This window comes from Edaphobacter sp., from assembly GCF_035763405.1.
Lineage (GTDB): Bacteria > Acidobacteriota > Terriglobia > Terriglobales > Acidobacteriaceae > Edaphobacter.
On sequence record NZ_DASUBE010000005.1, the window covers coordinates 1 to 8712 of the forward strand.

Annotated in this window: 8 protein-coding genes; 2 read left to right on the plus strand and 6 right to left on the minus strand. The window is 61.1% G+C overall.

Features of this window, described 5'->3' with window-relative positions:
* Window positions 1-173: 173 nt before the first annotated feature.
* Window positions 174-974, minus strand: a complete 801-nt coding sequence (locus VFU66_RS00430; RefSeq protein ID WP_326444251.1) for a glycoside hydrolase family 3 C-terminal domain-containing protein — start codon at window positions 972-974, stop codon at window positions 174-176.
* A complete protein-coding gene (locus VFU66_RS00435; RefSeq protein ID WP_326444252.1) occupies window positions 866-2683 on the minus strand; it encodes a glycoside hydrolase family 3 N-terminal domain-containing protein in 1818 nt (605 codons plus the stop codon). Before VFU66_RS00435 ends, VFU66_RS00430 begins: the two co-directional genes overlap by 109 nt.
* A gap of 418 nt (window positions 2684-3101) precedes the next feature.
* On the opposite strand from VFU66_RS00435, the gene VFU66_RS00440 reads away from it, so the two are divergent.
* On the plus strand, window positions 3102-3485 hold the full coding sequence (locus tag VFU66_RS00440; protein WP_326444253.1) for a group III truncated hemoglobin: 384 nt from the start codon (window positions 3102-3104) through the stop codon (window positions 3483-3485).
* A 578-nt stretch (window positions 3486-4063) separates the two neighbouring features.
* On the opposite strand, the gene VFU66_RS00445 is transcribed toward VFU66_RS00440, so the two are convergent.
* Genes VFU66_RS00445 through larC form a run of 4 tightly spaced genes read right to left on the minus strand, consistent with a single transcriptional unit; the run spans window position 4064 to window position 7598 of the window.
* Entirely contained in the window at window positions 4064-4738 is a 675-nt protein-coding gene (locus VFU66_RS00445; protein WP_326444254.1) for a peroxiredoxin family protein, read from the minus strand.
* Window positions 4739-4755: 17 nt separating this feature from the next.
* Window positions 4756-5556, minus strand: coding sequence for a dienelactone hydrolase family protein (locus VFU66_RS00450; protein ID WP_326444255.1), 801 nt, complete (start codon window positions 5554-5556; stop codon window positions 4756-4758).
* A gap of 39 nt (window positions 5557-5595) precedes the next feature.
* On the minus strand, window positions 5596-6363 hold the full coding sequence (larB, locus tag VFU66_RS00455) for a nickel pincer cofactor biosynthesis protein LarB (RefSeq protein WP_326444256.1): 768 nt from the start codon (window positions 6361-6363) through the stop codon (window positions 5596-5598).
* Window positions 6360-7598, minus strand: coding sequence for a nickel pincer cofactor biosynthesis protein LarC (gene larC, locus VFU66_RS00460; RefSeq protein ID WP_326444257.1), 1239 nt, complete (start codon window positions 7596-7598; stop codon window positions 6360-6362). Before larC ends, larB begins: the two co-directional genes overlap by 4 nt.
* 224 nt (window positions 7599-7822) lie before the next feature.
* Between larC and VFU66_RS00465 the strand changes: the two genes are divergently transcribed.
* On the plus strand, window positions 7823-8698 hold the full coding sequence (locus VFU66_RS00465) for a hypothetical protein (protein ID WP_326444258.1): 876 nt from the start codon (window positions 7823-7825) through the stop codon (window positions 8696-8698).
* Window positions 8699-8712: the final 14 nt, after the last annotated feature.

Consider the following 8712-nt stretch of genomic DNA (forward strand, 5'->3'; position numbering starts at 1 on the left):
TTAGAGGGTGCTGAAAAAGTCAGTTTTGCTTAAGGGCACGGCTTCAGCCGTGCCGCTAACGCTGCAAAATCAACGCGGCTTTAGCCGCTGAGGTACGCCTTTCTCTTCGCCAATGACTTTTTCAGCACCCTCTTTAGCCCCTGAGGGATTTTTTGACCTTCATCAGGGTCTCCCTAACGGCGAATCGTCTGCACCAACGGCAGGTTCCGCGAAGAATCGCCAACATGGATCGTGTAGCTCCCCGGAGCAACACGCCATCCGTGCGCCTCCGTTGACCAGTACGAAAACGCACGCCGATCCAGCGTGAAGCTCACCTCGCTCGACTCACCCGCCGCGAGCTGCACTTTCTGAAATCCCTTCAGTTGCAACGGCGGCTCGCCCGCCTCCGCTGGAAACCCGACATACAGTTGCGCAACCTCCGCGCCGCTGCGCCTGCCATCGTTCGTCACCTTCACCTGCACGTTCACATCGCCATCCGCATTCGCGGTTGCGCTCAGATTGCTGAAGCTGAAATGCGTATACGACAAGCCAAAGCCAAACGGAAACAGCGGCGTCTTCTGCTCCGCATCCTGCCAGCGATAGCCCACATTCAGCCTCTCGCTGTAATACTCCACCTTGTTAATCCCCGGATACTGCCGCGGCGTCGAAGCAGGCACTTCACCATCGCTCGCCGGAAACGTCAGCGGCAACTTGCCCGCAGGATTCACATCACCGAAGAGCACATTCGCAATCGCCGGCCCGCCTTCTTCTCCCGGGAACCAGGCCTCCACCACTGATGCAACGTCGTGAAGCCAGGGCATCAGCACCGGCTCGCCCGTTTCAAGCACCACAATCGTGCGCGGATTCGCCTTCGCCACGGCCTCGATCAACCGATCCTGATACCCCGGCAGCGCCAGCGTCGAGCGATCATACCCCTCATGCGACCACGCCCCCGCAAACACAATCGCCGTATGCGCACGCTTCGCCGCAGCCACAGCTTCAGCAATCCCCGGAGGCTCCACGCCCTCAGGCATCTGCACAAGACGCGCGCAATGCTGCGCCCGGTCGAAACATAGTCGCACCGCAGCGTATACACGCGACCCGCCTCCAGATGCACCGTCGCCACCTGCGGCTGCATGTCGGTCGAATGCTCCATTCCACCGGCAACCTGTTTTCCATCCAGATAAAGCGCCACCCTGCCCCACACCTCCGTGCCTAGCGTGTACGTGCCGCTCGCCGGAGCAGTCAGCGTCGCCGTCCAGCGCAGCGAAAAGCGCGAGGTCAAGCCCGCAGCAGGCGGCCCGAACTCCGCAATCAACTCCGGCACACGCTCCACACGAGTTACCTTCGGCGTGCCCGAGAACGTCGTATTGTCGAAATACTCCGCCTGCACACCATGCACGCCAGCCTTCGCACCCGGAGGCGAAAGCGCCAGCCCATCCACCGTCGCGTACTGGTCAATCAAACCCAGCGCACCCACCGGCGCGGCAATCATCCTTCGCCCCAGCCGCGCCTGCATCGCCTGTATCGGCGTCGCCGTATGCAGAGCAATCACGTATGCCGCCCCGCCGCCCTCGACATTCATATCAGCCATCGGACCAATCACCGCCACCGTGCCCGCGCGCTTCGCATCGAGCGGCAAAATATTCCCCTCATTGCGCAGCAGCACCATCCCTTCTTCAGCAAGCCGCCGCGCCACCTCGCCATTCGCCTTCTCCGGAATCGGACGCATCTCAATCGCCTTGCCAAACAGCCCCATGCGAATCATCGCCGCATAGCGATGCTCCAGCAGCGCATCAATCTGCGCCACCGAGATCGTGCCCGCCTTCACCTGCTCCATCAGCGACTGATTGTAGGTATGTCCTGTCGGCATCTCCAGATCCATGCCCGCATTCAAATCACCCACTCCGCTATGCGCCGCGCCAAAGTCCGACACGACGAATCCGTCAAAGTGCCAGTCGTTACGCAGAACATCCGTCAGCAGAAACTTGTTCTGGCAGGCGTACTCGCCATTCACCTTGTTATAGGCACACATCAACGACGCAACATGCGCGCGCTTAATCGCAGCCTCAAACGCCGGAAAATAAATCTCCCGCATCGTCCGCTCATCCGCTACCGCGCTGACGGTGAGCCGGTCCGTCTCCTGATTGTTCAGCGCGAAGTGCTTTACGTTCGCAATCATCCCCAGGCTCTGAATACCTTCGATATTCGCAACACCAATCTCACTCGTCAGAAACGGATCTTCGCCATAAGCCTCAAACGTGCGCCCGCTCGTCGGAATGCGCGCGATGTTCACTGTTGGCGCCTCCAACATCGAGCGGCCAATATCCTGCAACTCGCCCGCCACCACAACTCCATACTCACGCGCCGCGGCAACGTCCCACGACGCCGCCACGGCAATCGGCGCAGGAAACGCCGTGCCCGGAGGCTGCACGCGATCCGCCGGCCCAATGCCCGCCGGCCCATTCGCCATCGGCAGTGGCGGAATCCCCAACCTGGGCACGCCCAGCACCCAGCGGTTGTGCTCTTGATTGCTCACCCCGTGCAGTTGATCGATCTTCTCCTCAAGCGTCATCTGCCGAACCAGCGCCTGGGCCCGCTGCTCCGGTGTCCCCTCCGGCGCGGCCTGTGTCTGTGCCGCGCTGCTCACGCTCAAAACAACAGCAAGCACCGCCGTAATTCCATGCCGAATTCCCTGCATCATCCCTCGCAACTTCCTTCACCTGTTTCCACTTGCCCCAACACACACGAGTCGGAGACGTTCAGAACCTCTATGAAATCTATGCAACATGGGCGCTTTGCTTAAGGGCACGCCACTACACCACGTCATCTCAACCGAAGCCAGCCCTGTTTGCCGCACCGCCAAACCACGTCATCTCGACCGAAGGCGACGCTTTTGCCGCCGCAGCGGAGAGATCCCCGTATTTCACACCTTCACTGTCAAATGTCTACCGTTCTCATACTGCTCTTCAGACTTCCAATCAGCCGCTATTGCTCCGGGACGCTCTCGTCTATCCTATATCCCATAACAACAAATCGAAGTAAAAACATATTATCTGAAAGGACGCGCGTCTCCTACTTCAGTCATAGCCGACCCCGCGTCAGGCCCTTAAACTAAGGGCATGGAAACCGAAAAAATTACCGAAGAAGAGATCAGCCTCCTCGTCGATCGTTTCTACGCCAAGGTCCGCCTGGACGACGAGATCGGCCCCATCTTCAACGCCATCGTCGGCGATTGGCCGCACCACCTCGCCAAGCTCAAAGATTTCTGGTCCAGCGTGCTGCTCACCACAGGCCGCTACAAAGGCCATCCCATGCTGGCCCACCTCCAGCTCCCGCTCGACCCGCAACACTTCCACCGCTGGCTCACCCTCTTCGAGCAGACCGCCAACGAGACCCTCTCGCCCATCCACGCCGCCGAGATCGTAGAAAAATCCTATCGCATCGCCGAAAACTTCCAGGCCGCCAAGGCCTACATGCGCGAAGCTCTCGCTTCAGCAGACTAGGGAGCCGCTGATTAAATCTCGATCTTGAAAGGGTGTGACTTCACACGTCGCGGTTGCCTTCGGGGATGAGCGTGGGCTTCAGAGACCGTGTGAGAACTTCGCAAAGCATTCAGCGCCAACGGCGCGACATATACCAGCCTGGGCCGAAGGCCCAGGAAACGGGCTCCTATAGCCCCTGAGGGCTGAAGAGGGTGCTGAAAAAGTCCGTTTTGCTTAAGGGCACGGCTTCAGCCGTGCCGCTAACGCTGCAAAATCAACGCGGCTTTAGCCGCTGAGGTACGCCTTTCTCTTCGCCAATGACTTTTTCAGTACCCTCTGAAGGCCCGACATATCATTCTGGTTCTCACACACCCTCTTCAGCCCCACGAAAAATCCAGCAAATATAAGGGCTGAAGAGGGTGCTGAAAAAGTCAGTTTTGCTTAAGGGCACGGCTTCAGCCGTGCCGCTAACGCTGCAAAATCAACGCAGCTTTAGCCGCTGAGGTACGCTTTCTTCCCGGCGAGACACTTTTTCATCACCCTCTTTAGCCCCGGGCCTCTCTCCACGCACCACCAAACTCACGTTTTCAGCACCCTCTTTAACGGTGAAGCGCGGCGAGCACCTCCGCGGGCTCAGGCCGAACGCGGAAATCAGCGTGCGCCTCCGCAAAGAGCACCGTCCCATCCTGCCCAATCACATAGACGGCGGGCAGCGGCAGCCGCCAGCTTGCTTCGGTCGCGTTGTGATAGCTCAGCCCCGCATTGTTGAACGGAATGTTCACCAGAATCGACTGGAAGTAGCGGCGGTGCTCGGCGGGAACGGTATAGGCCAGGCCGAACGCCTCCGCGACCGTCGCGCCGGAGTCGGCGAGCAGAGGAAACGGCAGCTCATGCTGCTCGATGGCGAAGTTGTTCTGGCGCGTAGTCTGCGGCGAGACGGCGACAAGCAACGCGCCCCTGCGGCGGACCTCAGGATAAAGATCGCGCCACGTCTCCAACTCCGTCACGCAATAAGGACACCAGCGGCCGCGAAAAAAATTGACGATCAGCGGCCCGAGGGCGAGCAGGTCTGCCGAACGAATCGGCTTCCCCGTGCGAGCATCTTCAAGCGTAAACGCTGGAGCCTGTGCCCCCGGCTTCAGCACGCGGTCTTCAATGCCCGTGTTAAAGAGTTCGGCAGTCGCCCGCTCTGAGACGGCCAGCCGCTCCGGCTGCACGAGCGAGCGCGTGTTCTGTGTGATGCGGTCGAGCTGTTCCTGAAGAGAGTGGGGCACACTCCATTATCGCCTGCTCACAGCTTCTTAAGCTGCGCGATCAGCCGCGCAAAGCCCTCTTCGCGCGCCTTTTTGTTCGCAGGCGTGGCGTCGGGAGCCTCCCCGGCACGCATGAAGCCGTGCCCCGCCCCGTCGTACACCACAGGCTCATAAATCTTGTGCGCGGCCCGCATGGTCTTCGTCGTATCGGGAACGGTGGCGGAGATGCGTGCATCGTTGCCCGCGTAAAAGCCGTACACCGGCGCGGTGACGGCAGTCGGATCAGACGGCGGCGGCCCATAGAAAACAAATGCCGCTGAAAGATCATGGCGATGCGTGGCGAACGCGAACGATTTGCCTCCTCCCCAACAGAAGCCCGCGACAGCCATCTTGCCGTTCGAGGCCGGAAGCGTCTTCGCATAATCGGCTGCCGCGTCGAGGTCCGCATTCACATCGCTCGGGTCAAGTCCGGAGACCGCATGAACAGCCGCGTCCGTCGAAGGAAAGGCGCTCGACCCGCCGCCGTTGGGGCCGTGGCCGCTGAGCAGGTCGGGGGCGACGACGATGAAGCCCTCGGCGGCAATCTCATCGGCCATCTCCTTGGCCCAGTCGGTCAGGCCGAAGATCTCGTGAATCATGACGACCACAGGGACCTTTTGCTTCACCTCCGGATACACGATGAACGCCTCGACGGCGCGGCCATTGTGATGAAGCGTGACATACTCCCGGTGACGCGGCGAAGCATCGAGCCGGGTCTTGGCCCAGTCCTGCGCATTGGCCGTCGCGGCCAGAGGAAGGACCAGCAGAAGGGCGAGAAGTTTCAGGGCTGCGTTGCGCATGGGCGAAAGTCTAGTCCGGCGGACGCAACGTGGCAAGGCTCAGCCGGCCTGCGAACGATGCGCCATCCGGGCAATCAGCGTCGCCGAATACGCCGCGCCGAAGCCATTGTCGATATTCACCACCGACACATTCGGCGAGCACGAGTTCAGCATTCCCAGCAGCGCCGCCGCCCCGTCAAAGCTCGCCCCATACCCAACCGAAGTAGGCACCGCAATCACCGGCACGCCCACCAGGCCGCCGACCACGCTCGGCAGCGCTCCTTCCATGCCCGCGCACACAATGATCGCGCTCGCCGCCGCCAGTTGCTCGCGCACAGCCAACAGCCGATGCAGCCCCGCAACCCCGACATCGTAAAGCCGCGTCACCTGCGTGTTGAAAAGCTCGGCCGTGACGGCGGCCTCTTCAGCAGCGGGCAGGTCGCTCGTCCCGGCGCAGACCACGGCGATGCAGCCCTCCGGCTCCTTCGCCGCCGATTGCCGCAACGTGACCGCCCGCGCCTGAGGATGATGCACCGCCGCAGGAACCGCCGCGAGCACCGCCTCCGCCGTAGGCTGATGGACGCGCGTGGCGAGCACATCGGCCCCCGCAGCAGCCATGCGCGCGAAGATCTCCGCCGTCTGCGAGGGCGTTTTGTCCTGCGCATAGATCACCTCCGGCAGGCCGGTGCGCAGCATGCGGTGGTGGTCAATGCGCGTGTGACCGATGTCCTCATACGGCAACGAGGCGAGGCGCTCGCTCGCACCCTCGGGCGTCAGCGCGCCGGACTGCACCTGGGCAAGAAGTTCAAGCAGCATATTCCTCTTCATCTGCTCTGGGTCCCTTCCTGCGCTCCCAGGTAAGCCGCAATCGCCGCCTGCTGGACCTGTTTCACCGGCACGCCATGCTGAGCCGCAGCCGCTCGACAGTCCTCAAACTCCGGCGCAGCGTTCAGCACCTCGCCCGAGCGCGAGCCAAGCTTGATGCGTATCTCGCCATAAGGCGTGGCGACCGCCGTGTGGCTGCGCTCCAGACACGCGCGCCGCTCATGGTGAATCCGAATACCTAGCGTGCTCGTCTCCCTCAGCAGCAGGTCTTCGAGCGCGGCCACCTGCGCATCCTCCGCCAGCACCGTCAGCAGCGTGCCCGGCCGGCCCTTCTTCATCACCACCGGCGTGGACATCACATCCAGCGCCCCCAGCGCCAGCGCGCGCTCTGCAACATGCGCCAGAATCTGCGGACTCAGGTCGTCCAGCGCCGTTTCCAGCACCGCGACCGAGCCATAGCCCGCGCCCGCTGACTCGCCAATCGAGAGCCGCAGCACGTTCGGAAAGCCCTTCGGATTGCGCGTGCCCGCACCATAACCAATCTTCTGCACTCGCATCGCAGGCTGCGGGCCAAAGGTGGGGTCGAGCGCGCGCACAATCGCCGCTCCGGTCGGAGTCACCAGTTCCTCGTCCACATGCTGCGAATACGTCGGCACGTCGCGCAGCAAATCCGCCGTGGCTGGCGCGGGCACCGGGAAGCGCCCGTGCGCACAGTCGATCATTCCTCCGCCGACATTCAGCGGCGAGCTGAACCACTGCTCCACTCCGAGCGCATGAAGCCCCGCCGTAGCCGCCACAATGTCCACCATCGCGTCCACAGCCCCGACCTCGTGAAAGTGGATCTTCTCCACCGGAACGTTGTGAATCCTGGCCTCACTCGCCCCGAGCAGCTCAAATGTTTCTACAGCTTTTACTTTAACTTCAGTCGGCAAACTACTTGATTCAATGACTTTTTTAATCGCGCTCAAATGCCGCCCGTGATGGTGCTGATGGCCATGCTCGTCATGCTGGTGGCCGTGCGCCGCAGCCGCCTCAGCCAGCTTCACCCCATCCATCACATGAACCTTCGTGGCCGAAATGCCAGACCGGTCCACCTTCTCGACCGTCAGCGACGCGCCAAGATTGAGCGCGGCGGTGGCGTCCTGGAGAACCCGGGGATCGAGCCCAACATCCAGCAGAGCACCCAGCAGCATGTCTCCGCTGATGCCGGCGAAGCAATCAAGGTAGGCGATTCGCATGAGGGTATTGTTTCACGGGTTACTGAAGAAAAGTATTGCAGGCAAAGGTGAAAGGTGTACACTTCCCGGCGGCTCTCTCCCAGCACCTCCCGGATGATCGAAACACCGTCTTGCGCTCACCGAGCGACTTGTAATGTTGTGTTGTGTTTTGGGCCCTACTCGATGCGCAGGTTCGCCAACCTCACCGATCTTCAACCCAAGATTTAAGCCTGGAGGCTAAGTCTATGAAAAAGCTGCTTACATTCTCTCTGGGGTGCTGTCTTTTGAGTGGGACAGGGTTTGTGGTGGCGCAGTCGCGTCAGAATCCCGACGGCACGACCAATCCGCCGAAGGTGTTGCTGATCATGCGCGAGTTTTTGAAGCCGGGCAGGCAAGGCAGCTTGCACGTGAAAAGCGAGAGCGCCTTTGTCCGGGCGATGGAGGCGGCGAAGTATCCAACGCACTACTTTGCCATGAACTCCATGTCGGGCGAACCGCGCTCGCTGTTCATCGTCGGCTACAACTCCTTTGCCGACATGGAGAAGGACAACGACGCCATGATGCACAATAAGACGCTTGCAGCGGCGTTTGATCACGACGCGATGGTTGACGGCGACCTGCTGAACAGTTCCGACCAGAGCATCTGGACATTCGACGAGGACTATAGCACGCACCCGGCAGTCAAGATTGAGCAGATGCGCTATATGGAGTTGACCTCTATCAAGGTGCGTCTCGGGCACATCGCCGAGTGGAAGGAGCTGGTCAAGCTGTACCGCCACGGGTACGAGAACGTCGAGGGCGTACACGCCGCGGTCTTCGAGAGTCAGTATGGACATGACAACGGGGACCTGTTCCTGGTGGTCTCGCCCATGCGGTCGCTGTCGGAGGTCGATGATGAGGCGGCGCAGGGCAAGGCATTTCAAGCTGCGCTCGGCGAGGACGGACTGAAGAAGTTCCGCGAACTGTCGGCTTCCTGCATCGAGTCGCTCCAGACCAACCTGTTCGAGTTCTCGCCATCCATGAGCTACGTGCCCGATGCATGGGTCCAGGCAAACCCGAGCTTCTGGAAGAAGGCTGCTCCCGCTCCGGCAAAGAAGGCGGCAGCGAAAGCAAAGCAGTAGAGCAGTAAGAATGG